Below are 25,620 nucleotides of genomic sequence, written 5' to 3'. Positions count from 1 at the left end.
GCAGAATTGATAACAGCCAAGCGAAACCGGCTCATCAGATTATAGGCCCGGCCATATTGATCATCGCTTCAGTAGCCCACCAGTCTTTCTGTACAATGCCATCCATGGAAAAATCATTCTTAAGCTCCTAACCCTATTTTCCGCCTCTGCACGGTCTCGGCAACTACTGCAAACAACCGAAGCAGGCAAATTTTAACTGTCGAAGTTAAGCGTGCAGCGATGATATAATGGATCTTTTGCTTTTGTAAGGATTCGATAACCTGTTTGTTACAGAAGCAACTATCGGCACGAACAAGTCCGACTTTTTTCTCCTCAAGCTTATTGAGCATGTCTTGAAGAAAGACTGGGAAGTTGTTGCAAGCAGAGGTGTTACCCGGTCTCAACCAACAATTGGTGAGCCTAAATTAGGCATAATCCTTCAAGTTTATAAGAGCCTATGTTAATGGAATAAAGTGGATTGCATTCAAAAAAAATAATGGCCGTGATTAGAGATTTTTCTTTGTAATCTGCTTAATAACTGCCACTTACCTTCTTATAAAAATCACATCAGCATCCCAATTTCATCTCACCAATCGGGTGATGTGAAATACATGCTTATTCGGACATAATTCTTTTTCCTTGAAAGTAATAAGTAAAATAAGTAATGCCTTGATTCATACGTTAATCTCTAATGACCAATCTGGGTTAAAGAGAAGAGGGTGTACCGAAATCAATTTTCGATACACCCTCTCTGCATAATACTTAGGGAATGAGGATTATATCTCTATAAGCCCCCCTAATAACCGTTATAAGCAAATTAGTCTTTAGAAGAAAGAGCTACGCGACGCTCTTTGATACGGGCTTTCTTGCCTGTAAGGCCACGCAGGTAATATAGTTTGGCTCGACGTACCTTACCATACTTCTCAACGGTAATGTTTTCGATGAAAGGGCTTTCGATCGGGAAAATACGCTCTACACCGATACCGTCCGATATTTTGCGAACAGTGAATCGCTTCTTGTCGCCGTGGCCGCTGATGCGTATTACTACACCGCGATACTTCTGGATACGCTCCTTGTTACCCTCCTTGATACGATATTCAACAGTGATGGTGTCACCGCTGTTAAACTTGGGATGTTCTTTCCCTGATTTGAACTCTTCGTTAACGATTTTAATAAAATCCATTTGTATTGCTTTTTGGATTAGCTAAATACTAAACGCAATATACACAGGTCGCACGTTATTTCCTGTCAGAGATTACGCAAAGCGACTGCAAAGTAACAAAAAAGCTCTCAATCGGCAAAACTGAACTTCAACACCTCATATTCAGAAGAAACTCGTTCGAATGAAACCACAACAACTAATGACCATACAACTTTAATGCGTCAGCCCTGTATAAGTGCTACTTATTGTGCAAAGGTCTCATATTATGAGTACTTTTGCTCGAAAGACAAACTACAAGGATGGAACCCTTCGTACACCTGCACGTACACTCCCAATTCTCTCTGCTTGACGGACAGGCCGCTATCAATGATTTGGTGGACAAAGCCATTGCCGACGGTATGCCGGGTATTGCTCTGACCGATCATGGAGCCATGTTCGGCATCAAGGAGTTTTACAACTATGTGGAGAAGAAGAACAGCGGGCACAATGCGACATTGAAGGACTGTAGGCGCGAACTGGATCAACTGAACGACTCGAAGAGTGCCGACATGCTGACCGATGAAGAGCGCAACCGCATTGTCAAGTTGCAGCAGAAGATAGAGGAGACCAAAAAACTCCTCTTCAAACCTATCCTTGGGTGTGAGGCATATTGTGCCCGACGTACGCGATTCGACAAGGATAACCAGATACCGGATCCGTATCATCCCAGACGCTCCATCGATGCCAGCGGTTGGCACTTGATCCTGCTGGCAAAAAACTTGCGAGGGTACAAGAATCTGATCAAAATGGTCAGCTATTCATGGACAGAAGGGCAGTACTACCGTCCGCGTATCGACAGGGAGCTTTTGCAGAAGTATCATGAAGGTATCATTGTCTCTTCGGCCTGTCTGGGAGGAGAGATACCACAGCATATCATGGCAGGAGAGATTGCCAAGGCTGAGGAGGCCATCCTCTGGTTCAAAGAGCTTTTTGGGGACGATTACTATTTGGAGGTTCAGCGACACGAGACGCATAATCCACTCGGCAATCAGGATGTTTTCCCCCAGCAACAGCGTGTAAATCGCGTCATACTGGAGCTTGGCAAGAAGTTGGGTGTCAAAGTTATTGCGACGAACGATGTCCATTTCTGCAATGAAGAAGATGCTGAGGCGCACGACCGTCTGATCTGTCTGAGCACAGGGAAGGATCTGGACGATCCGAACAGGATGCGCTATACCAAGCAGGAATGGATGAAGACTACGGCAGAGATGAGCGCCATATTCGAGGATCTACCTGAGACTCTTTCCAACACATTAGAAATACTTGACAAGGTAGAGTTCTACAGCATCGACAACAAAGCCCTGATGCCGGATTTTCCTATCCCCCCCGAATATAAAGACGATGATGACTACCTGCGTTTCCTTACCTACGAAGGTGCCAGGCGCAAGTATGGAGAGGATCTTTCCGATGAGATAAAAGAGCGTATCGACTTTGAACTGGAAACCATCAAAGGAATGGGGTTCCCCGGCTACTTCCTTATTGTACAGGATTTCATTGCAGCCGCACGAAGTATGGGCGTCTCTGTCGGACCCGGCCGAGGATCGGCAGCCGGTTCGGCGGTAGCTTACTGTTTGGGGATCACGGATATCGATCCGATCAAGTACCATTTGCTTTTCGAGCGTTTTCTCAATCCGGATCGTATCTCCATGCCCGATATAGACGTCGACTTCGATGATGACGGGCGTGCCGAAATACTCCGCTGGGTGACGGAAAAATACGGCAAGGAGAGAGTGGCCCACATCATCACCTACGGTACGATGGCCACAAAGAGTTCTATTAAGGATGTGGCTCGCGTACAGAGGCTGCCCTTACCCGAAAGCAATCGTTTAGCCAAGCTCGTACCGGACAAAATTCCCGGAGAGAAGAAAGTCAATCTGAAGAAAGCAATCGAATTTGTTCCAGAGCTGAAGCAAGCATCGCTAAGCTCCGATAAGGTAATGCGCGATACCCTGAAATACGCCCAAATGCTGGAGGGGAATGTGCGCAATACAGGTGTGCATGCCTGCGGTATCATCATTGGGAAAACGGATATCAGCGATGTCGTTCCGGTCAGTACGGCTCCAGACAAAGACACGAAGGAGGAGCTGCTGGTCACACAATACGAAGGCTCTGTCATCGAACAGACGGGACTGATCAAAATGGACTTCCTCGGGCTGAAAACGCTCTCGATCATCAAAGAAGCTTTGGTCAACATAAAGCGGCGCCATGGCATTGACTTGAATATAGACACGATCCCTCTCGACGATCCTCTTACATATAAGCTATACAGCGATGGACGTACCATAGGTACTTTCCAATTCGAATCCGGTGGGATGCAAAAGTATCTTAGGGAGCTACAGCCCTCTGCTTTCGAGGACTTGATAGCGATGAATGCTCTCTATCGTCCCGGTCCGATGGACTATATCCCTTCTTTTATCGCACGCAAGCATGGGCGTGAGCCTATCGATTACGACCTGCCTGAGATGGAAGAATATCTCAAAGAAACTTATGGTGTGACGGTGTATCAGGAGCAAGTCATGCTTCTGAGTCGCAAGCTTGCCGGTTTTACCCGAGGCCAGAGCGATGAGCTTCGTAAGGCTATGGGCAAAAAACTCATCGAAAAGATGAATGTTCTGAAGGTGAAGTTTCTCGAGGGGGGGAATAAGAATGGACATCCGGAAGAAGTTCTGGAAAAGATCTGGACAGACTGGGAGAAGTTCGCCAGCTATGCTTTCAACAAGAGTCATGCCACCTGCTACAGTTGGGTAGCCTACCAAACGGCTTACCTGAAAGCGAACTATCCTGCTGAATATATGGCAGGAGCATTGAGCCGAAACCTGAATAACATCACGGAAATAACCAAGCTCATGGATGAGTGCAAGTCCATGAAGATCGGCGTATTGGTACCGGATGTGAACGAGTCCGAAATGAAATTCTCAGTAAATGCCAATGGGGATATTCGCTTTGGTCTCAGCGCTGTAAAGGGTGTAGGATCGGGAGCCGTCGAGCAGATCATTGCCGAACGCGAAGCCAACGGGCTATATAAGGACATCTTCGACTTTGTGGAGCGGATCAATCTCTCTGCCTGCAATCGCAAGACGATGGAGAGTCTGGCCTTGGCCGGTGCTTTCGACAGCTTCGCTCTATCCCGGGAGGAATATATGGCTCCTCCTCTGACAGGAAGAGAGGAGTCGTACATACAAGCACTTATGCGCTATGGGTCCGTAGTACAAGAGGAGAAGCACAGCCAGAGCAATTCCCTCTTCGGAGAGGAAGAAGATCTGATGATTCCTCGTCCGCAGCCATCTCCCACCGAGCCATGGAACGACTTGGAAAGGCTCAATAAAGAACGTGAACTCGTAGGGCTCTACCTTAGTTCCAATCCAATGGCTCAGTACCAAGTCATTCTCGATCACTATTGCAATACCCATGCAGCCGATTTGACTGATCCGGATTCCTTGGTCGGGAAAAATTTGGTTTTGGCCGGTATTGTTACCAAGGCTTTTCAGGGAATCTCTCGCTCGAATAATCCGTACTCAAAGATTACGTTAGAGGATCTGTCCGGCACGGGCGAAATACCTCTTTTCGGACAGGCTCATGTAAACTTCGGCAATTATTGCAAGGAGGGGCTGTATCTCCTCATTCGCGCATCCGTTCAGCCTCATAAGTGGAAAGAGGGTGAAATGGAATTGGTCGTGACCTCAATCGAACTGCTACCTCAAGTGGCCGATACATTGATCAAAAAGATGACGATCCTACTGCCGGCATCGAAGATCGACAATGAGCTGATCGAAATGCTGTCTGACGAATTGACAAACAATTCGGGGAAAACGATGTTATTTATCAAAGTGTATGACCATACGGAGACTTTCGATGTCGAACTGGCACAGCAGAAATCGCTGATCAAAGTGTCCCCCGAACTGGTGAATAGATTGAAGACTTATGAGATTAACTTTGCACTTGAATAGGCCAATCATTATAAACAAGAATAACAACCAACTAAAACGAACAAAATTATGGCACTGCAAATTACAGATGCAACATTTGACGGCTTGGTAGCTGAAGGCAAGCCGATGGTAGTGGATTTCTGGGCTACATGGTGCGGTCCTTGCCGCATGGTAGGTCCGATCATCGACGAGCTGGCTGCGGAATATGAAGGACGCGCTATCATAGGAAAAGTGGATGTGGATGCAAATACGGAATTGCCCATGAAGTATGGCGTGCGTAATATCCCCACCATTTTGTTCATCAAGAACGGCGAAGTGGTAAAGAAGCTCGTGGGTGCTCAGTCCAAAGACGTATTCAAGAAAGAATTGGATGCCTTGTTTTAATTAAGTCGGTATTGGCATTCCAAAAGAAAGGGGCTGTGTCAAAATTCGGTTTTGTCACAGCCCTCTTTCTTTGCTCCTTACAGTCGGTTAGGCAACCGGCTTCATCATGGAAACCCTACTTTATTAGCTTTTCGAAGACGTAGAAGCGAATCAGGCTAAGATTGTATTTATATCTGTACAGACCTGAAAAACAGTCAATTGACAATGAAATCTCCCGGAAAATGCCGTGCGACAATCTCATCTATCGGTTTAACAGCTCGCACGGAACCTCCCACTCCCCGAACCTGCCATCCGATACAGAGCAGATAGCATCTTCCATCAATAGACCATAGTATCCTCTCATGTGAGACCATAGTATCCTCTCGTATGAGCATATCGACTTGGCTCGAAAATACATTCCGGGCTTTCCTATATCGATTCGCTGACATGACGTCTCTGAATGAGACCTCTTCTCGTCGGATGATTTTCCTTGTCGTGCCATCGTTTTGTGTCATTGATCATACCATAAGCACACAAAACAATCGGCCGACACACTGTAAAATGAATGGATAAAAGTGCCTGCTTATTGCCGAAAGGTCTCATACGTATTGATTACCTTCGTTCGTAAAACAGTAAAATTTATAGGCGAAATGGATTTGTACTGGTTAATCATCATCGTCGCAATAGTTGCCGGACTCGTCGTATGGCTCTTCCATCGCAGGCACAACACTGAGACAGATAGGCTGACAGCACAACTGGAGGCTGCCACTGAGAAGCTGGCGGACCTGCAAGAGGAGCAGAAAGAAGCCATCCGTATTCGTACCGAACTGGAGACACGCTTGCAGGCAACCACTTCCGAATTGGAACGCGAACGGAAACGCTCCGGACAAATATCCGAAGAGATGCAAGCACTCTTCAAGGCCACGGCATCGGAGATCCTCGAAGACAAGACACGGAAGCTTTCCGGAATGAACGAAGAGCGCATCGGTGAAATACTCAAACCGCTGAGTGAACGCATCAAGCTATTCGAAGAAAAAGTCGAAAAGAGCTATAATGAAGAAGCGCGTGAACGTTTCTCTCTCGCCAAAGAGCTACAAAAGCTCATCGAACAGAACAGCCGACTCAGCGATGATGCCAACAACCTGACCCGTGCACTCAAAGGCGACCCCAAAGTACAGGGCGACTGGGGCGAAATGATCCTCGAAAACCTGCTCCGACGCAGCGGATTGACCGAAGGAGAAGAGTTCTTCGTCCAAGAGACCCTGACCGATGATGAAGGGCGTACCCTCCTCCACGATGAGACGGGCAGACGGATGCGTCCCGATGTGATCGTTCGCTACCCGAACGGTCAGGAGGTGATCATCGACAGCAAGGTATCCCTTACGGCCTATGCCTCCTTCGTTGCCTCTGAGGATGAAGCCGAGCGCAAACGACTGCTGGGGGAGCACATCGCCAGCATCAGCCGGCATATAGAGGAACTGGCAAGCAAAAGTTATCAGGACTATTGCGACAAAGCTCCCGAATTTGTGATGCTCTTCATCCCGAACGAACCGGCTTATACGCTGGCTCTGCGAGAAAAACCCACCTTATGGGATCAGGCCTACAACAAACGCGTGCTGCTCATGAATCCGACCAACCTAATCGCAGCTTTGCGGATGGCTCTGGATCTATGGCAGCGCGACCGGCAAGTGAAAAATGTGCAGCGAATCGTAGAGCAAGCCAACGGGCTGTACGATAAGTTCTGCACTTTCGCAGAGACACTCATTCGTGCCGAGGAACAAGCCCAAAATACGGTTGCCACGCTTGCCAAAGCCCGCGGTCAATTGGTCGAAGGCCGTAGCAACATCGTCGGGCGTATCGAAAAGATGCGCAGCCTCGGACTTTCGCCCAAAAAGAATGTACCGGCATCGTTCCGTCCTGAGACGGAGGAGTTGCCGGAAAACGAATAATCCTCCCTCGTATTCTTCTCCTTTCCGATATGATTAGCAAGAACACCTTCCGAACTTTTCTCCTATGGTTGATCCCGATATCCATGACCTTCCAAACCCAAGCGGCACATACCATTTCGGCCGACACACTCCATCTCGACAAGGGCTGGGAATTCAGCCGGCATGATAGCACGGCATGGCTGCCGGCCACAGTGCCCGGAGTCGTGCAGTACGACCTTATCCGTCATGGTTTGCTGCCCGATCCCAACTACAAACTTCAGGAGGAGCAGGCACAATGGCCGGAAGAGCACGACTGGGATTATCGGCTGCTCTTCTCCCTCACGGAACAGCAACTCCGAAGCCCACGAGCCATCCTTATGGCAGAAGGACTGGACACCTATGCTACCGTACTCCTCAATGGGAAAAAGATAATGGAGAGCCGCAATATGTTCGTCGGCAGGGAAGCGGATATAACCGGCCTGCTGCGAAAAAGCGGAAACGAACTGCTGATCCGCTTCCGCTCACCCATGAAGGAAGTACGCCCTCTGAGACAGCGCGATGGTTTCGACTACCCTGCAGACAACGATCACCACAACGAAAAGCTAAGTGTATATACTCGAAAAGCACCCTACCACTATGGTTGGGACTGGGGGCCTCGACTCGTAACCACAGGCATTTGGCGACCTGTCGGCATACGTTTCGAAGGGGCAGTAGCCTTCGCATCGAAACCGGAAGTCACCTACACGCTGACAAAAGATGCTCAGGTAAACTGTCTCTTTCCTCTCTCTTGGAACGAGCAGAACGACCGCTCTGTCCGTTTGGTTGTGGAGCTGTACAGCCCGAACGGACGGAAAGAGCATAGCGAAGAGCTGACGGCAGGCTATGGGCAACCCTCCTGTCGCACCTCTTTCACCGTATCATCCCCCGATCGGTGGATGCCCAATGGGATAGGCCTGCCCCTGATGTACACACTCGTTGCCCGTCTTCAGGACAAAGACGGTACCACATGGCAGACCTACCGAACCCAAATAGGATTCCGAACCGTGGAATTCGTCCGTGAAGAGGATACCCACGGGTGCAGCTTCTTCTTCCGCATCAACGGAAAGCCGCTATACATGAAGGGAGCCAACTATATCCCAGGCACCATGATGCTGTCCGCACGCACAGAGGAGTATTGGCAGGAGCTTTTCCGCTCTGTCTCGGAAGCGAATATGAATATGCTGCGCGTATGGGGAGGCGGTATATACGAGGACGAACGTTTCTATGAGTTGGCGGATGCGAACGGGATTCTCATCTGGCAAGATTTCGCTTTTGCTTGCACTCCCTATCCGGGCGACGAGGAATTCCTTCGGAATGTGAGAGAAGAGGCCGATTACAACATCCGTCGATTGCGCGAACATCCGTCTTTGGCTCTCTGGTGCGGCAACAATGAAATACGAGAAGGCCTCAAATACTGGGGATGGCAAAAACGCTTCGACCGATCCACCTATCAGAAGTTTCTCACGGACTACGACAAGCTGTTTTGCCGACTTCTGCCGGAGCGTGTGGCAGCATTGGATCCCACACACGCCTATGTAGAGACATCCCCCGACACAGCTAACTGGGGACGCCCCGCCACTTTGGCCTGGGGTGACAGCCACTACTGGGGAGTATGGTACGGACGCGAACCATTCGGCATCCTGCGAGAAAGGATCCCGCGCTTCATGAGCGAATTCGGATTTGAAAGTTTCCCCGAAAGAAAAACGTTGGAGAGCTTTGCATGGCCGGAGGACATGCAGCTCGACTCCCCCGTCATGAAAGCCAGACAGAAGAGCAGCATGGGCAATGAGATTATACTCGAATATATGCGGCGAGACTATCCCGAGCCAAAGGACTTCGATGATTTCGTATTCAAATCGCTCATCATGCAGGGGCAAGGTATGCGCATCGGATTAGAAGCCCAACGAGCGGCCAAACCCTACTGCATGGGTAGCCTCTACTGGCAACTCAACGATGCATGGCCGGCTATCTCATGGTCCGGCATAGACTACTACGGGAACTGGAAACCGCTACACTATCAGGTACGCAGAGCTTTTGAACCCGTTATTATCGTTCCAGATGCCGAACGGCGCACGATCAGCATCGTATCGGATGCTCCCGAAGCCAAAGGAGAGGTTCGGATGGCACTGCGCATCGAGCCGATCAGCTTCGGGGGGAAACGCTATCCGACTTTTTGGGTGAGGAATATCGAAGTAGACAACGAACACCCCGCCGTCCTGCCATTCCCGATCGAACAATGGCTGCCACAGGAATTGCAGCGAACGAACCTGCTTCGCCTGTCACTTGTGGAGGATGTGGGAGAAGCATACGGCGAAGTCTGGGCCTCCACGCTGTATTATCATCATTCGCCCAAGGATTTGCTACTACCTGTGGCTCCTCCTATCTCGCAAGAGCTTCGCCGGACAGGCCTGAGGACTTGGGAGCTGACAGTGCGGTCACCTTATTTGGTGAAGGATCTCTTTGTGGAAACGGATGCACTCGGAGCGCGATTCTCCGACAATGCTTTCGATTTGCTCCCGAACGAAGAGCGCAGACTAATAATCACGCTGCCCACCGATAGTACGGAAGAGCCGGTTATTCGTCTGCGACACTTATAAGGATCGCCGAATCCGGTCTATCCCGGAGTCTCTCCTACTCGGAGGCCGTACAGATTGCTCGCGAAGAAACCAGAAAAAGCGGTGCCAATATCCTGTACGTGATCAATCACCAACGACCCTCTATCTTCGGTAGCTCCATGCATCAGATAGGCGGGCTTATGCTCTTGTCAGATTCTGTCGTGAGGAACGGAGGAGAAAGTTATCCTGACTCGCCCCTGTACGATTCGGGTCAAAGGGGGAAAATCGGCTCTCGGATCAAGGCACCCGTACACGACCTTTCATTCCATTTCGGCCCCTCTACCATCACGAATCGGACAAAAGGGCTGTCTTATTCGGAGCAGCAGCTGGAGAAAAAGCTAAGCAACGGACTTTCGTTCGTACTCCAATATAAATGTCACCCGAAAGGGAACCTCTACGGATTCGGTCTGATCGCCTCTCGATATGAAGCCGACATCACTAAGAAAATCGAATACCAGGGTATCGGATTCGCCAATCGATTGGACTATATCGCTCCCTTATTCAGCATGAGTACTGCTCTTTCGGAGCGGTGGTTGCTTGGGATGAGTTTCGGAAAAGATGGGAGCCAATCGGTTCGACTTCACTATCGGTTTGCACGTTTACCTGTAGATCGGGATCTATCCGCAGTCGGCTGTGTACGGAAAAAATCGCCGCACACAGCCGATTGCCGTCTTACAGTGTCACCTCTTTATAGACCTTCATGAATCACACGCTCGGACAGGACGGACACGACACGTCGTGTCAATGATTCGCCATCACCCCTTTGGAGCAATACCCGTACTCACTCATTCGAAAACACGAACCCAAAACGCTAAAATTGCGGTCTGTGTTTTTCCCAAAAGTGGCACCGGAATTTTTTCGTTGTGGCGCGTAATTTTTTCACTTCCCACGCCAAAAGCAAAAAGTTTTCGCGCCATGTTTTCAGCGACCACAAGCGCAAAAATTTTGGCGTGTAAACCTTTCGGGTACGAGATATAACGCCAGTTCGATCTAAGCGAACATACCATAAAAATAACGAGTAGCTGTAAATCATACTCTTTTGTGATTCTCCGGCTGCATAATGATCGGGAAGAAGGGGCGGCTTCTAAGTCATTGGGCTTCAGATGTAGATAAAAAGCCATCTGAAGAGACCTTTGAAAAATAAGGAGATGGAGGGAAGAGGAGTTCTTGGCATAAAAGGAGCGAGTGAAAGGGGTGGCAGTAAGGAGTGAAAGTAGTTGTAAATCCCCCCTTGCGGAGCTGCTTGCACGAGCTCCTCAAGGGTGGTTATACCTTATCCTAGAGATGAGGACATAATTATCCCCGGGGTTCTGTATAAATTAAAGGCGATGCTTTCAAGAATGTTTTGAGTATGGGTCTTGGCAAGTCCCCGGTATCGACATCGTCCGCCATGAAACCACCGCCGAATACTGCCAAAGGTGCGTTCGATGGTGCTCCGTATCGGACCGATTGCTTTGTTTCGTTGCTTCTCTTCCTCGGTCAATGCCCTGTTGCGTTGTGCCTTGTGCATAATGCCGTCTTGAAGGTGATGGGTTTGCAGGTAGGAACGATTTTCCCCGCAAGCATATCCTTTGTCCGCCAAGACGGCTGTGCCTTGAGGTATGTTTGCACCCTGCAATAGCGGAATAAACTCCTTCGTGTCACTGCGGTTCGCTGCAGTTGTTATCACCTTTTGAACAATGCCTTGAACATTGGTCAGACAATGCTTTTTGTATCCGTAGTGATAACGCTTTTGTTTGTAAACCCAACGGGCTTCTTCATCCGTCCCTTTACGCCGGCGGACAACCTGTTTTTGATAATCCTCCTCTGCCTCTTTTTCCTCCTCGCTCCGATTGTCTTCTCTGTCGTCTGCGACTTCAATCGTAATGGTTCCGTTGGGTTTATGCGGCGTCTCCACAAGGCTTGCATCGACAAGCACCCCTTCCCTGACCGAAATGTGATGGCGCGAAAGTTGTTTGTTAAACTGCGCCAACAGTTTGTCCATGAGACCCAACTCTGTCAGTGCCGAACGAAATCGACTGATGGTGCTGTGGTCGGGAGATACCTCTTCCATCTTCAGTCCCAAGAATCGGGAAAAGGTGATTGAATCATTGATGCGCTCCTCCAAAGCACAATCACTGAGGTTGTACCATGTCTCCAAAAGCAACATCTTGAATAAGAGAATCACGTCATAAGCCGGGGCGCCGATGGCATTTTGTCGCTTCGTGTATTTCTTGTTGATCAGCGTCCTGATCGGACGCCAATCGATAAGCGTGTCAACCTGATTGAGGAAGTCGTTTTGTGCTTTGCGATAACGCTTTGAAAGGAGTGCGTCTGCAAATGTTACATGTTCATCGGTATTCTTGGATTGGTATGCCATGGGAGGAATATTATGCTGTTTTTAATACTCAAATATACAAAATAACTCCCTATTATACAATGAATTAATAAACAAAATACACACCAATCGCCGTGCAATGGTCTCCTGAAAGCAATATAAGTGCCTGAAAAACACTGTGTGGAAAATAAAACACACTAATAACCAATGTGTTGTGCCATTCCTTTATATCGAACTCACATTAAGAATAGAGGACGAAGACTATCGTTCCAAGTCGCTACCGTCGAAAGAAAAGGGAAGCAGCAGACGCACATCCGACACTCTGACAGCCTCCTCTTCCCCGACCATCAAGATGGGAAAAGGACGATGGCGACTACAAACCTCCAGCATCACCTGACGGCAAGCCCCGCACGGCGTAATCAGCGGCACACGTCCCGAAGCGGAAAAAGCCACGAGCACCATCTCTCTCACGGCTGCCTCCGGATATCTGGCTCCGGCATAGAAAAGCACCGTACGCTCGGCACATAGTCCGGACGGATAGGCTGCATTCTCCTGATTGCTGCCTGAAAGGATCTCCCCATTGTCGAGCAAAACAGCCGCTCCCACCGAAAAGCGACTATAAGGTGCATATGCCGACCGGGCTGCCTCGATGGCGGCACCTTCCAGACGGAGCACATCGGCAGAGAAATCCGATCGGGGAATTATATCATAAGGAGTGGAAAGAGTTTTACGGAGCATAACCTGATTTTTCGTTTCCTCAAAAATATAACAAATCCGACAGAATCGACCACATGCCGTCGGTCTGCACACTCCACAGAAAGACTATCAAGCAATCCTGCCAACACTTTTGACTTATAGGTCGCTTTTAATAGGCTTCGTTGCAGAAATTCGAGGGAACAAGCTGAGAGAGTAATACGGTAATTTAAGGGGGGGGGAGATAAGACACAAAAAGAAAGGGTTGCAATCCGGAAGTTTCACTATCCGATACAACCCTTTCTCTGTTGTTGTCTCACAAGGATTCGAACCTTGACAAACAGAACCAAAACCTGTTGTGCTACCATTACACCATGAGACAATCCTCATAGCAACGGAGAGGATTCCCCTCAATTGCGCTGCAAAGATACGTATTTTCGGCAAACACACAACTGTTTCCCCGTTATCTGACACTAAATATTGTTCGAAGACTTTTGTCAGAGATAGAAAATCACTCTAACTAATGCATCCAAGACAGCTTTTACTTGAGCTGCTTTTCGATCTCGTGTAAACGAGAGGGTTTTGCTCTGTGAGGAGCCAAAATGCCCTGATTAGACAATACATCCCTAAAGGTTCTTCTTTCATCGATATAACGACCAAACAGATTTCCATTATACAGAACAAACTGAACTACAGCCAAGAAAGAAACTCGGATTCAGAACGCCGTTCGAGTGCTTCTTGCTAAATTTACAATTATGTTGCACTTATACATGGGATCTGCACTCGAAAAAAACTGAACTTCAGAACGCCATTCAAGGTTTTCATCCTATATTTAGAAATTCGTTGCACTTGATAATGGAATGTACACCGATCACTCAATCCGACCAGACAACAGACATGCGCAAAAAAAAGACTATCGAAATACAGCGACTCAAAACAGAAGAATATCACGAAAGCCCCAAGCTACCTATCAGGATCATACTGGATGATATACGTAGTATGAACAATGTCGGGTCAGTCTTTAGAACGGCCGATGCTTTTCGGTTAGAAGGGCTATGCTTGTGCGGAATCACAGCTCGGCCACCTCATCCCGACATACACAAGACAGCTTTAGGAGCCGAGGACAGTGTGAAATGGGAGTATTTCTCTTCGGTAGTGGATGCAATAGAAGAATTGAAAGCAAAAGGATATAGTATCTGTGCGATAGAACAGGCGGAAGGAAGCCTATCCTTGGAAAATTTCTCCCCCTCAAAAGGCACACGCTACGCCCTTATCTTTGGCAATGAAGTAAAAGGAGTACGACAGGAAGCCATCGACCTCTGTGACCTCTGCTTAGAGATACCCCAGTTCGGTACGAAGCATTCGCTCAATGTAAGTGTCACAGCGGGAATCGTCATCTGGCAACTGGTCAAGCCGCTACTTCCCCTCCTGAAAAAATAATACCCCCGAAAAAGGGGGAAAAAGAGCTGTCTAAGGAATAAGAGCCAAATCCTTGAAAGAAAGGAACCTCTTCGCAACTAATCTTTTAGGACTTGGTTAGTCTCAGACGGCAGCAATGAGCAAGGCCACGGCATAGGCGGAAATGCCTTCCTCTCGTCCTGTGAAGCCAAGTTTCTCCGTCGTTGTGGCTTTCAGTGAAATATCCGACACCTCCACCTGTATCACCTCAGCCAAGACACGCTGCATATCCGGTATATGTGGATTCAGTTTGGGCTGTTCTGCCGCAATAGTAGCATCGATATTACCCAATTCATAACCCTGTGAACGCACCAATTCCATAGCGCGAGCCAACAGGATCTTACTATCGATCCCTTTATATTGAGGATCCGAAGGAGGAAAATGATAGCCGATATCACGCAAAGCGGCAGCACCCAGCAGGGCATCACAAATAGCATGAATGAGCACATCAGCATCGGAATGTCCCTCCAAGCCCTTGGAGTGTTCCAGACGAACACCGCCCATCCACAAAGGATAACCTTCGGACAAGCGGTGTACATCGAAACCGAATCCTATTCGAAAAGGCTTCTTCATCTTGATTTAGTGGAACAAATTGCGCAATCCATCCATATCGAAAGCAAGCGTAAACCGCAGAGTCTGATCCAACGGATTACTCTGGATCGTAGACAACAGGTAGGAAGCATCGATACGGAATATGTTCATCTTGAAGCCGGCACCGGCCGTGAAGTACTGCAAATTGCCTTTGGTAGGGTGCAGGTATGAATATCCGGCACGAACAAAAAACTTATCGTCATAGCTATATTCAGCCCCAAGTCCCCATGTAATCTCACGGAATTCTTCCTTGAGTCCTCCCGGCGCATCACCGAAAGAAGAGAATATACCGCTAATCGAAGAAGTTTCCTGATATTTCTTGAGTGCAGCCTCATACCCGGCCTGATCGTTTTGATCCATGATAGGAGGAGTGGGTACAAGCAGCTTGCTAAGTTCAAGGTTGAAATTGATGCTGTTATAGTCATCGATCGGATACAACAGCCCCGTTCCGAGATTCAACGAAGTAGGGATGAAAAAACTCGTGACACCTCCGTCATAGGAGATCTTCGTTCCGATATTCTTTACGTTGAAGCCCAACGACCACAAGCTCTCCGCATTACCTAGTAGCACATACTTCTGCAAATAACCGGCTATATCCGCCGCAAAGGCATTTCCGGCCTGATTCTCTCCGGTGTTATGAGTGCTTTGGTCTGAGCGGATGTAACGCAGTGCAACAGCCATGGAGAAGTTCTCCGACAACTGGCGGCTATAGCCCAAATCGACAGCAAATTCATTGGGATGGGCCTCTCCCATGGATTCGCCCAATTCGTCGAAAGTCTCCAACTTTCCTAATGTGAAATAACGCAGAGAAGCACTAATAGCCTGATTCTCGTCTGTTCCCAATTTGTAGAAACCGGTCATCTGCATCAGGGCAATATCATTGACCAGCTTGGACAGCCAGGGTGTATATGAGAAGCTAATACCGGCTTTCGTATCCATGAAAGCATATTTACTCGGATTCCAATACTGTGAATACGCATCCGGCGTCGTTGCCACACCTATATCCCCCATACCGGCCGCACGTGCATCCGGACTGATATTCAGCGATGGCACAGAGGTGTGTACCACATTCAGTTGCTCCTGAGCCTTCATAGCCTTTGGAGCAAAAAGGAACAGTATGGCCAAGGGGGCCAATTTATTTTTCAGCATTTTCTTGATAATCATATTTCGTTCGTTTTGTTTTGTATTCTTATCGGGGTCTATGAATATTCAATATCGTAAACGGCAGAACTGCTTCGGCTATTGTGCTACCACGATCATTTTCTTGGCCATGGAGGCCGTCTGTCCTCCGGGAGAGTTCACCACACAACGATAGAGGTAGAATCCGTTTCCGATCTTCACTCCGTATTTGGAGGTCAGATCCCACTTGATCTCTATAGGTTCTCCGTAGGAAGACGAATAGGTCTTGACGGGCAAACTGTTCACAAGACGACCGGTGAAGTCATAGATCTCCACGACCACGTTCAAATCGCTTCCGGGGCGATTGTGGAAGATTCGGAACGTAGCACTCTCGCGTACCGGATTCGGGAATAGAATCACATCAGCCACATCCGGAGCAATGCCATCTACCACTCTGAATGAAAAGTCATGATGGACGGCATTATTGAAAATGTCCCAAACCGTCAGTCGGGCAGTATGATCTCCTTCGGCCAAAGCCGGTATCATGAAGAGAATAGTGCCCACACCTGCATCCGTAGCCGAACTTGTGAAATATGCATTGAGGTTGTAGGTCAGGTCGGCACGGCCATCGATACAAAGCGTAATATCATGTCCTACTCCGCTACCCGTGATATTGATTCCGTTCAAGTCGAATACTTCGGCCATAAACAGAGGAGTAGGATTAACCTCATCTCCCGATCGGAATGTACTGTCATTGAGGAAGCAGCTTATGATTTCAGGCGGTGTATTATCTTCCGTTACCTCATCAGGAATACCCGGTTGGACTCTGATGGAGAAGTCTACCCCCATGGCTTCCGCCTTTGTGCTCTCGTTATAAGCATAAAGATTGATCCGGCCTTCGTGCTCGGAATAGTTCACATCCTTGGGTACGATAAACGAAGTTTCGAAGAGTCCGTCTTTCACCTCGGCAATACCGGCATACATCACGTTAGGATAGTCATAATATACAAGAGAGAGATCGTTTCCCTCCTCTTCCAAAGCTGTCATTTTCTTTCTGCCATCGAAGACGGTCAGGAAAACCTTGCCACTGAATGTCTCGTCGAATGTCCCCTTTTCATCGGTTACCTTACCCTTCAGAGCTACCCGTTCCAAAGACTTGAGCATAATAGTTCCATACTGCCCTTCGGGATCCTGCCCGTTGATTGCGGTCAATTGCACTTTGTGGGTAGGAAGATTCATACGCACGGACGGATCACCCATCAGAAAGAAACTCAACTGGTTGATCGAATCGGGGAAAACAGTACTGAGCATCCCCTGTTTGGCCGATCGGATAATCTCGCCCATCGTACGATAACGCCCATCCTTAGCTTTCTCGAACATACGCCGAAGCATAAAACCATTGATCTTCTCATTCTGCGTATTGTAAACGACACGCGTAGTCGAGAACATGATCGGAGTGCCACTCTTCTCATGGAGGAAAACCTCCTCCCCTGCCGAGGTCGTCTGACTGTCATAGTTGGCAAAGTCGCAAGTGGCAGTAATCCAAATGGGCATATGCTTATAATTGAAGTTGTGTATATCGTTGAGCGTCAGCAAATGCTCGTCCGACCATCCGGCAGGACCGCCATGACCAGCATAATTAAGCAGGATAATACCCGACTGAAGGGTTTCCAGCATCTTTTTCTTTGCACCCGGAATGCTGTGCAACCCGTTCTCGATGACATGCGGATATACGTCCTGAAAGGCGCGTACCGGCATGATGGCAGGAGCATAACGCTTGACGGTATCGATCAAACGGGAAGTCTCGGTTGCGTGCTTGTCCCCGTTGTCTGCCGCAAAACAGGCACGAATACGCCAGGCACCACTCTCTCGATCCTCCTCATATCGGATGGTCTTGTCCACTGCGATGCGAGCTTCGGCCGGAGTACGTACGGGGAATCGCCCTACAGCCATATTATAATTGCGCCAACCGATATTGACCGAGGCCGGCTGATCATCCAGCAAGCCGAAGTAATCATCCGTCACATAACTGTTTACGTTCGTCGAATTGACGGCTTGGAATGTCAGCAAGAACTCCGTTTGTTGGAGATACGGTTTCTGCCAAGCTACGGAGACCTTCCTGTTGTCATGAGCCCCATCACCGAAGAGAAGCATTTGCATCGGGAAAGTCTCTCCCACAGGTGCATTTGCCTTCCATCTGTCGTAGAACATTTTGGCAAAGAGGCGGTATGCTGTAGCATCGGGAGTTCCACCCGAAAACTCGTTGAACACCTGTTCCTGCAACACGACCAAAACCTTCAGCCCGTTTTTCTCTCTACGATAGGTGGCCAGTCGATCAGCCTCAGGGAGGAGTGCCTGAGTAGAGACAATGATCAGATCAGGGATTTCCTCTCCATGCAGGTTTTGATTGGGTACCGCTCCGAGGATCTCCGGAGCAGAAGCCTGTGACAAGTCCACGGCATAAAACGTATTGATAGTCCTACGATCCTGACCCTTCGGCGGAGCCACGAACTCAATGGTCTTATCCCCGACAGTCTTAACGGGAACAAGCGATGCTGTCAGGGAAGAATTGGCCTGCAAAACCACCAGAGACTCCGGCACCTCACTGATAACGAACCGGCAGGACTCGCCCCCCAAAACGGGCAAATTGGAAAACCGCCTGATATGCATGGGTGCGCCATCGTACCGGAGGTCGTTCTGTGTAGCCACCTCTATGAAATCCAGATTGACCGCATCTCCTGTCATGCTATAGTTCGCGTCCAAGCGCAACTCATTGACCAAGCTGTTCATCGGCGTACTGCGATAGAGACGACGCTTCTTGCCGGCCAAATAGGAATTGGACACTTCATTCGATGTCATGGAAAAAGGATCGCTGAAGATCAGAATGCCATTCGCCGAAAGCGACATCTCACGGCCGCCACCGGCCGATCTGGCCTTGGCTATGTATGAGAATACGGTACCGAGTTCGCCAGACGAGCGGGTGTTGCCCCTCAAAGGGAACTTGACCGTACGCGTATTGACTGCGCTGAAAGACTCGCCATACAGATCTCGTCCCGATTCTTTGGGCGAATACAATTCCTGCTCATGGAGCATCAGCTCATCGTAATAGTCGATCAAAGCCTCGGCCGACGCACCTCCACCCGTATATTGGGACATCTGCAAAGGTGCTCCGGCAGCATCCGACAGGAAGTAGTAGCCATGCGTACTGTACGTATTCACCGTATGCTCCATGGTGGTTTTGGCCGGATTGTAGAACCACGTCACCGGGCCCACGGCATAGAAATACAGCGCATTGCCCTGACGGAGTACCGGTACGGGAGGCAAATCGTCTGTCGTGATCCGGCTCAGATCTTCGGGAAGCACCCCTCCACCATAACCGAACACACCTACCTTGGACGGATCGGAGAAGCCATTGGCTCGGAGCTGTTCGTCCGTAAGGCGATACACTCCACTTGCATCGACACGTATCTTGACCCAATGTCCCGAAGCCATTAGCGAACGGTCGGCCGTCTTCCCCATAGCTCGTTGCGCTTTCGCAGGCAAAGCAAGGGCAAGGAAGAGAGAAAGGAATGCGACTATTGGAAGTATTCGTTTCATCTGAGAAATAGCTTATTTGATGGATATGTCGAGCAGTTTTTGCTCTTCGAGATAGGCTTCGAGGTGCTGCCCGATAGCAATGGGGCCTACCCCTGCCGGAGTCCCTGTAAAGATAAGATCCCCCATACGAAGTGTGAAGAAACGACTGGCATAAGCGATCAAACGATCTACGGAAAAGAGCATATCCCGTGTATTGCCCTGCTGCACCGTGCGTCCGTCTATATCCAATCGCAGGCCCAATTCCTGCACACCGTGCCGGAGCGAGTCTTTTTTCACCCACCGCCCTACGGCAGCGGAGTTGTCGAAAGCTTTGGCCGTTGCCCAGGGCAACCCCTTGGCTTTGGCACGACGCTGGAGGTCACGAGCCGTGAAGTCTATACCGACGGTAACCTCACTGTAATAGCGGTGAGCAAAACGTTCGGCTATGCACTTGCCGATACGATCTATACGAACCACCAGCTCCGTCTCATAGTGGATCTCCTGAGAAAAATCCGGATAGAAAAAGGGATGCCCTTCGCGCAACAAGGAATCGGTCTTGAGGAAAAGCACAGGTTCCTCCACACAAAAATCGGCTCCCTCTCCATCCGGACAGGGAGCAACGGGAAGGATGTCCGCACGTCGCATTTCGCTGACATGCGCACCATAGTTCATGCCGACAGCAATTATCTTCATCGTTCCAAAGCGAGCGAAAGCCCTTATTATAAAAAAGGGCAAAGGAGGATTGTTCAGCCTTCGGAGACCTAAGGTAGCGATTTCATCCGATTGAACATCACAGCCAACTGGGCATACATCGACGTATTCTGTACGACCACGCCTTCGGGTACACTGATGCGCCAAGGGGTAAAATTCCAAATAGCCTTGATCCCTGCTGCTATCATCTCATCGGCCATCGACTGTGCCGCCCGTATCGGAACGGTAAGAATACCTATATCCACACGCTCTCGAGCGCACAACTCCGCAACCCGGCTCTTATGGTAAACGGGGATGCCATTGATATTAGTGTCCACAATATCCGGATTCACATCGAACCCGGCGGCAATCTCCAACCCGAAGTGGCGCAAACCCGAGTCCTGCAACAAAGCAGCACCCAGACTTCCCACCCCGAAGAGGAAAGCACGGTGGTGGTGCGTAAAGCCCAGAAAGTCGTTCAGCACAGCCACCATGTCCGCCACCCGGTACCCTACCCGGGTACGCCCATCCACCGATACATAGGAGAGATCCTTGGCCACGAGCGAAGCATCCACTCCTACGGCACGAGCGATCCGCGTGGAAGACACCGACTCGCATCCATCCGCATGCAAAAGCTGGACGTAAGACAAATACCAGGGTAGACGCCTCAGAGTAGGTTCGGGGACTTTTGTATCAAGAAGAGAAGACTCGTTCGCAATCGTTTTCATCCGTTTTTTAGTGGATTATTTAAGTACAAATATATGTAATCACACCGTAATACCTTATGTCTCTGTCATATTTACTCCTCAGACGATCGCTCGGAAAGAGGTTTAGGAACTGTTTTTTCGGACTCTCCTGCATAGTGGAGAAAAGAGGCTTGACGGAAAGCAAATTTTCGATTCATTCGCATCGTACTTTTTTACTACATTTGCCGGCAAACAAAGACCCCAAACGAGCGATAAGCAATTATATACTAAAGTATTACATCCTATCAACCAACTTTCCTAACGATCCGAACGCATGAAATATACTCTCCTACTTCACAATCTACTCTCACCCATCCCATCCATTTATTTATATGGCATCATCGCATTTGAAAACAGACAAACATTGCACAAGGAATAGGGACTAATCATTCCTCTCCACTCCTGCAAATCTATAAGGCACCCGCTCGGTTCGGCCACGAATCGAGCGGGTGTCTCTTTTATATCAGCTCTCCAAACAGCCTTTTCTGTTCTACTATTTATATACAAATCGAATACGATCTATATACAAATGGAAAATGATTTATATATAAATCGAAAACGATCTGTATATAAATTGAAACTGATTAATATATACATCGCCATCGAAACTCTTTCAAAGCAGACCTCAACTCCCAAAAGTCCGATTCATGAACATTTTTACCTTGAAAACCTCTTCCTCTCAATCGCTTATTTAGAATGATTCCAAACTCTTCTTCGTTGTTGAAAACTTTTCTGGTCTGTATTTTCGTGAAATATTTTCAGATGGGATGGTGATTGTATCCGGCATTATCGAATCAAAAAAACGAAGTACTGCTTCCGGACTACATATAGCTAACAGACTGCAAATGTCGAAGATCAGACTGTAGGCATTCCGCTCTGAATCGGGTAAAAAGCTTTGTCTCAGTGAGTAAATCCCTACCTTTGCGGCGTGCAAGGCTTTTGCTGCACGGATAATCTCGTTTTTCTCATGATCGGATCATATTTCAGGCCAAAGCTGCTCGATGTTTTCCACGGGTACAACCGTGAGCGTTTCATGGCCGACCTCATGGCCGGCGTTATCGTCGGCATCGTAGCTTTACCCTTGGCCATTGCCTTCGGTATAGCCAGTGGTGTATCTCCGGAAACAGGTCTTATCACGGCCATTATAGGCGGTTTCATCGTATCGCTTCTGGGTGGTTCATCCGTCCAAATCGGTGGCCCGACAGGTGCTTTCATCGTTATCGTCTACGGCATCATTCATAAGTACGGCATCGAGGGTCTTACGATTGCCACGATCATAGCAGGTATCTTGCTTCTCGTAATGGGTGTTCTTCGTCTGGGCACGCTGATCAAGTTTATCCCCTACCCTATAGTAGTGGGATTCACGGCAGGGATCGCCCTCACGATCTTCTCTACCCAAATGAATGACCTCTTCGGCCTCGGTATTACGGATATGCCCGGTGATTTCCTTGGCAAATGGGGAGCTTATTTTACCAACTTCAAGTCAGTAAACCTTTGGGCTTTCGGGATGGGTCTGCTTAGTATTGTCATCATTATGCTGAGTCCGAGATTCACCAAGAAGATACCCGGTTCGCTCATTGCCATCATCTTGATGACCGTAGCAGCCTATTTACTTCGGTTGCAGGGTATCGGCGAGTTCGAAACCATCGGCGACCGCTTCACTATTTCCGCTCAACTGCCCAAACCAACGGGGGTAACACTCAGCCTCGAAACGATTCGCCAACTTTTTCCTCCGGCTTTTACTATCGCCCTGTTGGGAGCTATCGAATCTCTGCTGTCAGCCAGCGTAGCCGATGGTGTGATAGGGGAAAAGCACAACAGCAATACCGAGCTTATCGCTCAGGGTGCGGCCAATATAGTGGTTCCGTTCTTCGGTGGTATTCCCGTCACCGGAGCCATAGCGCGTACGATGACCAACATCAACAACGGCGGACGCTCTCCCATTGCAGGGATCATACACGCCTTCGTGTTACTGCTGATCCTGCTGTTCCTCGGGCCTCTGACGGCATACATCCCGATGGCTTGTTTGGCCGGAGTACTGATCATAGTATCCTACAATATGAGCGGATGGCGTTCGGTGGCCAATATCGGTCGCGGTCCTCGCAGCGACAGCCTCGTCATGCTGGTTACTTTCTTGCTTACCGTCATCCTCGACTTGACCGTTGCCATAGAGATAGGACTGCTTTTGGCCATCCTGCTCTTTATGAAGCGCGTTACGGAGAATACGCGTATCACCGTTGCCACAGGCAGGCTCGACCTGACACAAACCGGCGAGATCGCCCACCACGACGAAGTGCTCGACATCCCGAAGGGCGTAGAGGTATATGAAATCGAAGGGCCTTTCTTCTTTGGTATCGCGAACAGATTCGAAGAGATCATGAACACATTGGGCGACCATCCCGATGTTCGGATTATCAGAATGCGGCATGTGCCGTTTATGGATTCGACAGGGATGCACAATCTGGAAAACCTGATCAAAATGAGCCGGAAAGAAGGGGTCAGCATCGTACTCTCCGGTGTGCGCAAGGACGTCCACGAAGAACTTGCCACTGCAGGCATCGTAGAGCTATTGGGAGAGGAAAACGTATGTGCCGATATTCAAGCGGCTCTGCGACAGGCACAAGCCATAGCCCAAGGAGCATGAAAATAGGTGCCATAGACCTCGGGGTAGAGCCTTTGCTACTCGCTCCGATGGAGGATGTGACGGATGTAGCCTTCCGGATCATGTGCAAGCAGTTCGGTGCCGATCTGGTTTATTCCGAATTTCTCAGTGCCGATGCCCTGATTCGTCAAGTAGCCGGCACATTCCGAAAAATGGCCATAGATGAATCGGAACGCCCGATGGCTGTACAGATATACGGACGGGATGTAGCTTCGATGGTAGAGGCTGCCCGACTATGCGAATCGGCCGGTCCGGATCTGATCGATCTGAACTTCGGATGTCCGGTCAAACGGGTAGCAGGGAAAGGTGCCGGCAGCGGAATGCTCCGCAATATCCCACTTATGATAGAGATAACGCGTGAGGTAGTCAAGGCGGTGAAGTTGCCCGTAACGGTGAAAACGCGGCTTGGCTGGGACAATGACAGCAAGATCATAGTAGACCTGGCCGAACAGCTCCAAGACTGTGGCATTGCAGCCCTGACCATACATGGTCGTACACGCGCCCAAATGTACACGGGGACGGCTGACTGGACGCTGATCGGAGAAGTGAAGAACAATCCGAGAATGCAAATCCCCATTATCGGAAACGGAGACGTGACCACTCCGCAAGAAGCCCGACGAGCCTTTGACGTATATGGCGTGGATGCCGTAATGGTAGGCAGGGCTTCTATCGGACAACCATGGATATTCGAGGATATGAAGCATTTCCTTCGCACGGGAGAAACGTTGCCTTCGCGTCCGTTTTGCTATTATATGGACATACTCCGCCGTCAGACGTTGAACAACATCCGAAAACTGGACGAACGGCGAGGTATCCTCCATACACGCAGACATATTGCAGCCAGCCCCATATTCAAAGGGATCCCAAACTTCAAGCCCATGCGCGTGGCCATGCTTCGTGCCACGACACAGGAGGAGCTTTTCGCTCTTATGGACGAGGTGGAGAAGATGATAGGATCGGCTGATTCAGCGGCGGTATAGTCGCTTGGACAAAGCTCCCCCTGCCGATTGCTTCAATCCACAGGTCTCCGCATGCAAATCCGTCAACTCGGCATCATGTTTGCCGGTGAACATCTCGTTGTGGCATTCGCATAGCAACCAGAGCAGATGATCGAAGGCGGTCAGCTGTTCGTCCGACAGGGCGGAAACGAGTGTCTCGGCACAAAGGCGCAGGTTGGGAAAGAGATTGACCAGTACCTTTCTTCCCTCAGGGGTAATGGAGACACGCATACTTCTGCGATCCTCCTCATCCGGTCTCTGCTCGATCAGATTAGCTTTCAGCAGACGACGCATGACTTCTGCGCCGGATGTTTTTTCCATGGCATTGAGGTTGTTCAGCTCTGTCTTGGTCATGCTCTCACCGTTCATCAGGCTGACCAGATAGGTATATTCGTCTTCGGTCTGTAATGGAGATTCCGTCAGAGCTTTCTTGATATAAAAACGGGAATAACGATGGAGGAGGCTGACTCCTCGCGCTATATTCTTAGCTCCTGCTGCTCGTTCCCGGGTGACAGAGACAACTTCTTCCTCCTGTTTCTTTTTTTTGCCACAGCGCCAACTTAAAAAGTCGGCAAAGTCTTTTATTTCGGGTTCGTGCGAGCCTCCGTCGTGCAAACTTTCAAATGCATCGAGGTAGTCAATAAGATCGAAAAGCAGTTTTTTGTACTTCATAAATTACTCCGATTGAATAAATCGTCCGTTCGATGTAATCCTTTTGA

19 protein-coding genes, 1 tRNA gene and 2 pseudogenes are annotated in these 25,620 nt (G+C 49.1%); 10 read left to right on the top strand and 12 right to left on the bottom strand.

The features are described 5' to 3' along the window. Nucleotides 1-119: 119 nt before the first annotated feature. Nucleotides 120-386, bottom strand: a pseudogene (locus PGN_RS12205) (transposase); the annotation flags it as partial. A gap of 410 nt (nt 387-796) precedes the next feature. Beyond that, nucleotides 797-1,162: a 50S ribosomal protein L19 gene (rplS, locus tag PGN_RS00170; protein WP_004583436.1), complete on the bottom strand. Its 366-nt coding sequence runs from the start codon at nt 1,160-1,162 to the stop codon at nt 797-799. Between the two features lie 278 nt (nt 1,163-1,440). On the opposite strand from rplS, the gene dnaE reads away from it, so the two are divergent. The 6 genes from dnaE (at nt 1,441) to PGN_RS11675 (ending at nt 11,007) form a co-directional block, all read left to right on the top strand. Further along, a complete protein-coding gene (dnaE, locus tag PGN_RS00165) occupies nt 1,441-5,127 on the top strand; it encodes a DNA polymerase III subunit alpha (protein ID WP_012457185.1) in 3,687 nt (1,228 codons plus the stop codon). 48 nt (nt 5,128-5,175) lie between these two features. Next, nucleotides 5,176-5,490: a thioredoxin gene (trxA, locus tag PGN_RS00160; protein ID WP_004583434.1), complete on the top strand. Its 315-nt coding sequence runs from the start codon at nt 5,176-5,178 to the stop codon at nt 5,488-5,490. Between the two features lie 629 nt (nt 5,491-6,119). Continuing rightward, complete coding sequence (gene rmuC, locus PGN_RS00155) at nt 6,120-7,418, top strand: DNA recombination protein RmuC (protein WP_012457183.1); 1,299 nt, start codon at nt 6,120-6,122, stop codon at nt 7,416-7,418. A gap of 83 nt (nt 7,419-7,501) precedes the next feature. After that, nucleotides 7,502-10,033, top strand: a complete 2,532-nt coding sequence (locus tag PGN_RS00150) for a beta-mannosidase (RefSeq protein ID WP_043876345.1) — start codon at nt 7,502-7,504, stop codon at nt 10,031-10,033. A 158-nt stretch (nt 10,034-10,191) separates the two neighbouring features. Then, nucleotides 10,192-10,755: a hypothetical protein gene (locus tag PGN_RS00145; protein ID WP_230847033.1), complete on the top strand. Its 564-nt coding sequence runs from the start codon at nt 10,192-10,194 to the stop codon at nt 10,753-10,755. Nucleotides 10,756-10,914: 159 nt separating this feature from the next. Beyond that, nucleotides 10,915-11,007, top strand: coding sequence for a DUF1661 domain-containing protein (locus PGN_RS11675; RefSeq protein ID WP_230847032.1), 93 nt, complete (start codon nt 10,915-10,917; stop codon nt 11,005-11,007). Between the two features lie 143 nt (nt 11,008-11,150). On the opposite strand, the gene PGN_RS11670 is transcribed toward PGN_RS11675, so the two are convergent. The 4 genes from PGN_RS11670 to PGN_RS00125 form a co-directional block, all read right to left on the bottom strand. Then, nucleotides 11,151-11,300 (bottom strand): hypothetical protein, encoded by a 150-nt coding sequence (locus tag PGN_RS11670; RefSeq protein ID WP_012457180.1) that lies wholly within the window; start codon nt 11,298-11,300, stop codon nt 11,151-11,153. A gap of 24 nt (nt 11,301-11,324) precedes the next feature. Further along, on the bottom strand, nt 11,325-12,410 hold the full coding sequence (locus PGN_RS00135) for an IS5-like element ISPg8 family transposase (RefSeq protein ID WP_012457179.1): 1,086 nt from the start codon (nt 12,408-12,410) through the stop codon (nt 11,325-11,327). 219 nt (nt 12,411-12,629) lie between these two features. Further along, the gene (cdd, locus tag PGN_RS00130; RefSeq protein ID WP_004583429.1) at nt 12,630-13,106 is read right to left on the bottom strand and encodes a cytidine deaminase; all 477 of its coding nucleotides are present in this window, start codon (nt 13,104-13,106) and stop codon (nt 12,630-12,632) included. Between the two features lie 266 nt (nt 13,107-13,372). Continuing rightward, nucleotides 13,373-13,443, bottom strand: a tRNA-Gln gene (locus tag PGN_RS00125). Between the two features lie 219 nt (nt 13,444-13,662). Between PGN_RS00125 and PGN_RS11665 the strand changes: the two are divergent. Together PGN_RS11665 and PGN_RS00120 are read left to right on the top strand one after the other, a co-directional pair. Beyond that, nucleotides 13,663-13,799 (top strand): annotated as a pseudogene (locus tag PGN_RS11665) (IS30 family transposase); the annotation flags it as partial. A 159-nt stretch (nt 13,800-13,958) separates the two neighbouring features. Continuing rightward, a complete protein-coding gene (locus tag PGN_RS00120) occupies nt 13,959-14,501 on the top strand; it encodes an RNA methyltransferase (RefSeq protein ID WP_005874467.1) in 543 nt (180 codons plus the stop codon). Between the two features lie 102 nt (nt 14,502-14,603). Here PGN_RS00120 and ispF read toward each other — a convergent pair whose 3' ends face one another. From ispF to PGN_RS00095, 5 genes are all read right to left on the bottom strand, one after another. Beyond that, complete coding sequence (gene ispF / locus PGN_RS00115) at nt 14,604-15,092, bottom strand: 2-C-methyl-D-erythritol 2,4-cyclodiphosphate synthase (protein ID WP_012457178.1); 489 nt, start codon at nt 15,090-15,092, stop codon at nt 14,604-14,606. A 6-nt stretch (nt 15,093-15,098) separates the two neighbouring features. Continuing rightward, on the bottom strand, nt 15,099-16,274 hold the full coding sequence (gene porV, locus PGN_RS00110) for a type IX secretion system outer membrane channel protein PorV (protein ID WP_004583425.1): 1,176 nt from the start codon (nt 16,272-16,274) through the stop codon (nt 15,099-15,101). 75 nt (nt 16,275-16,349) lie between these two features. Then, the gene (porU, locus tag PGN_RS00105; protein ID WP_012457177.1) at nt 16,350-19,826 is read right to left on the bottom strand and encodes a type IX secretion system sortase PorU; all 3,477 of its coding nucleotides are present in this window, start codon (nt 19,824-19,826) and stop codon (nt 16,350-16,352) included. Between the two features lie 12 nt (nt 19,827-19,838). Then, nucleotides 19,839-20,498 (bottom strand): fumarylacetoacetate hydrolase family protein, encoded by a 660-nt coding sequence (locus PGN_RS00100; protein WP_012457176.1) that lies wholly within the window; start codon nt 20,496-20,498, stop codon nt 19,839-19,841. A 68-nt stretch (nt 20,499-20,566) separates the two neighbouring features. Continuing rightward, nucleotides 20,567-21,223 carry a redox-sensing transcriptional repressor Rex gene (locus PGN_RS00095; RefSeq protein ID WP_012457175.1) on the bottom strand — a complete coding sequence of 219 codons (657 nt, stop codon included), beginning with the start codon at nt 21,221-21,223 and terminating at the stop codon, nt 20,567-20,569. Nucleotides 21,224-22,208: 985 nt separating this feature from the next. On the opposite strand from PGN_RS00095, the gene PGN_RS00090 reads away from it, so the two are divergent. Then, complete coding sequence (locus tag PGN_RS00090) at nt 22,209-23,885, top strand: SulP family inorganic anion transporter (protein ID WP_005874466.1); 1,677 nt, start codon at nt 22,209-22,211, stop codon at nt 23,883-23,885. Beyond that, the gene (gene dusB, locus PGN_RS00085; protein ID WP_012457172.1) at nt 23,882-24,883 is read left to right on the top strand and encodes a tRNA dihydrouridine synthase DusB; all 1,002 of its coding nucleotides are present in this window, start codon (nt 23,882-23,884) and stop codon (nt 24,881-24,883) included. The genes PGN_RS00090 and dusB overlap by 4 nt, the downstream gene beginning before the upstream one ends. On the opposite strand, the gene PGN_RS00080 is transcribed toward dusB, so the two are convergent. Then, nucleotides 24,869-25,573 (bottom strand): MarR family winged helix-turn-helix transcriptional regulator, encoded by a 705-nt coding sequence (locus PGN_RS00080; RefSeq protein ID WP_005874470.1) that lies wholly within the window; start codon nt 25,571-25,573, stop codon nt 24,869-24,871. The two genes, dusB and PGN_RS00080, sit on opposite strands and share 15 nt — an antisense overlap. Nucleotides 25,574-25,620 lie beyond the last annotated feature (47 nt).

The organism is Porphyromonas gingivalis ATCC 33277 (assembly GCF_000010505.1).
Taxonomy (GTDB): Bacteria; Bacteroidota; Bacteroidia; order Bacteroidales; family Porphyromonadaceae; genus Porphyromonas; species Porphyromonas gingivalis.
Note: the sequence above shows the minus strand (reverse complement) of the source record. Positions and strands in the feature narration are given on the sequence as shown.

Bases quoted from the DNA above. Each gene is read 5' to 3' on its own strand.
- rplS (WP_004583436.1), bottom strand. From the start codon at position 1,162: ATGGATTTTATTAAAATCGTTAACGAAGAGTTCAAATCAGGGAAAGAA.
- dnaE (WP_012457185.1), top strand. From the start codon at position 1,441: ATGGAACCCTTCGTACACCTGCACGTACACTCCCAATTCTCTCTGCTT.
- trxA (WP_004583434.1), top strand. From the start codon at position 5,176: ATGGCACTGCAAATTACAGATGCAACATTTGACGGCTTGGTAGCTGAA.
- rmuC (WP_012457183.1), top strand. From the start codon at position 6,120: ATGGATTTGTACTGGTTAATCATCATCGTCGCAATAGTTGCCGGACTC.
- PGN_RS00150 (WP_043876345.1), top strand. From the start codon at position 7,502: ATGACCTTCCAAACCCAAGCGGCACATACCATTTCGGCCGACACACTC.
- PGN_RS00145 (WP_230847033.1), top strand. From the start codon at position 10,192: ATGCTCTTGTCAGATTCTGTCGTGAGGAACGGAGGAGAAAGTTATCCT.
- PGN_RS00135 (WP_012457179.1), bottom strand. From the start codon at position 12,410: ATGGCATACCAATCCAAGAATACCGATGAACATGTAACATTTGCAGAC.
- cdd (WP_004583429.1), bottom strand. From the start codon at position 13,106: ATGCTCCGTAAAACTCTTTCCACTCCTTATGATATAATTCCCCGATCG.
- PGN_RS00120 (WP_005874467.1), top strand. From the start codon at position 13,959: ATGCGCAAAAAAAAGACTATCGAAATACAGCGACTCAAAACAGAAGAA.
- ispF (WP_012457178.1), bottom strand. From the start codon at position 15,092: ATGAAGAAGCCTTTTCGAATAGGATTCGGTTTCGATGTACACCGCTTG.
- porV (WP_004583425.1), bottom strand. From the start codon at position 16,274: ATGATTATCAAGAAAATGCTGAAAAATAAATTGGCCCCCTTGGCCATA.
- porU (WP_012457177.1), bottom strand. From the start codon at position 19,826: ATGAAACGAATACTTCCAATAGTCGCATTCCTTTCTCTCTTCCTTGCC.
- PGN_RS00100 (WP_012457176.1), bottom strand. From the start codon at position 20,498: ATGAAGATAATTGCTGTCGGCATGAACTATGGTGCGCATGTCAGCGAA.
- PGN_RS00095 (WP_012457175.1), bottom strand. From the start codon at position 21,223: ATGAAAACGATTGCGAACGAGTCTTCTCTTCTTGATACAAAAGTCCCC.
- PGN_RS00090 (WP_005874466.1), top strand. From the start codon at position 22,209: ATGATCGGATCATATTTCAGGCCAAAGCTGCTCGATGTTTTCCACGGG.
- dusB (WP_012457172.1), top strand. From the start codon at position 23,882: ATGAAAATAGGTGCCATAGACCTCGGGGTAGAGCCTTTGCTACTCGCT.
- PGN_RS00080 (WP_005874470.1), bottom strand. From the start codon at position 25,573: ATGAAGTACAAAAAACTGCTTTTCGATCTTATTGACTACCTCGATGCA.